The organism is Haloarchaeobius sp. FL176 (genome assembly GCF_024609245.1).
In the GTDB taxonomy this organism is placed as follows: domain Archaea; phylum Halobacteriota; class Halobacteria; order Halobacteriales; family Natrialbaceae; genus Haloarchaeobius.
In genome coordinates this window covers 1-1,605 of sequence record NZ_JANJYH010000026.1, presented here as the reverse complement: position 1 = coordinate 1,605, position 1,605 = coordinate 1, and the positions used below count along the sequence as shown (strand labels likewise).

Here is a 1,605-nt window from a genome sequence, read left to right as displayed (position 1 = left end):
GTATGTGTTTACCCCGAGGTCTCGACAGCCGGCACAGCGTGAGCCCGTGAGATCATATCATTGCTGCTGACGACTCGACGAAGCTCTTCGTATGGATTGCGTCCCTGCTGGCGCCACGTCGCCAGCAGGGACAAGATCGTCTCGTGAACGAACATTCCTCGGTCATTACGGAGCGTTCCGATGATTTTCCGGAGAACCACTGGTTCACGAAGCGCGTTCTCTGCGGCATTGTTCGTCGGAGAGACCGCTGGCTCACCGACGAAGGTGAGCCAGTGGTCAAGACCTCCTTCGATCTTCCCGAGCAGTGTTGCCACTGGTCCGTCGGGTACTGACCGTTCAATCAGCGATTCAAGCTCTCTTCGCGCCACACGCTGGAGGTCTGCTCGCTCACGGACTGTCAAGTCGCTCTCCAGCCGGGCCTGGAGAGCGACGTACACCTGTCTGAGAGCGTGGTAGATCGGTTCACCTTCTGCCTGCTTTTCCGCGGCGTCTTCAGCCTCTCGAAGAATGTGCGCCCAACACCGCTGGAGGTTGCTGCTGAAAGCTGGGTACGCCGTCCACCCGTCACAGATGACCGTTCCCGCGAAGTCCTCACCGAGGACTTCCGCGGGAACATCACTTCCACGACTCTCTCTGACCGCGTATAACGTATGCTGAGCGGTCTTGAACGTCCAGATCCACGCCTGCTCACCCTCACGTTTGATACCTGTTTCGTCGATATGAACCACGTCGGCATCTTGGATCTCTTGACGGATCTGGTCGTACTCACAGCGACCGGCGCGCGCAGCGCGCTCGGTCGCGTGCCACGCGGATGCACCCGAGAGTTCGAGTCCATGCAGTTGCTCGAAGCGGTCAGCGATCTTCCGGTAGGGAAGGCGATGATCGTACCGTGACAGAGCTGATTGAGCGATGACGTTCACCCCGAACTGCCCCTCATCGGGGCAGTCGGGGTGAGCCGCAACTGTCTCTGTTCCACAGGAATCGCACTGGTAGTAGTGGCGGTTGTACCGGGTGATTTCTGGGGGCTGCGGATCAGGAATCTCCTCGACGAGTCGGGGGCTGACGCCCACCGACTCGTCGAAGTGGTCGCCACACTCAGGACAACAGTCACAGGTGACTTCGATTTCTTCGTCGGGATCAGCTGTAGAACGCCACTCCGGATCGTGACCGTCCTTTCGACCAGGAGTACCGCCATCAGTTCGGACATCGTCGTCTTCGTCGTCCTGCGAGGTCGGGGACTCATCGGTCCCCGACCGTCGCTTGCTGGGTGGAGTGTGCGGATTCTCGTATTTGCGAAGACGTGTTTCGAGTTCTTCGACCCGCTCGTCTTTCTCTTGCAACTTCTCTCGGAGCTGTGTGTTCTCTTGTTCAAGCTCTTCGACTCGTTGTTCAAGTTGCAAAAACCGGGAGAGCAACTCGTCCTTGGTGAGATCATCTCCGTTCACAGATCCCACCTTCCAGTACAGACAGCGGAGGCAACGGGATGGGCTCCGCGACGGAGCCCATCCCTGTGGATCATCACGAACCTCCGCTGCCAGCTCATACAGCCCGATTTGTGCGCCTCCTATGAGATGGTGGCGAAATCAGCTCGGGCTAAACACATAC

1 protein-coding gene is annotated in these 1,605 nt (G+C 58.4%); it reads right to left on the bottom strand.

Features of this window, described 5'->3' with window-relative positions:
- Positions 1–8: 8 nt before the first annotated feature.
- Entirely contained in the window at positions 9–1,445 is a 1,437-nt protein-coding gene (locus NO978_RS19705) for an IS66-like element ISNpe24 family transposase (protein WP_015298959.1), read from the bottom strand.
- Positions 1,446–1,605 lie beyond the last annotated feature (160 nt).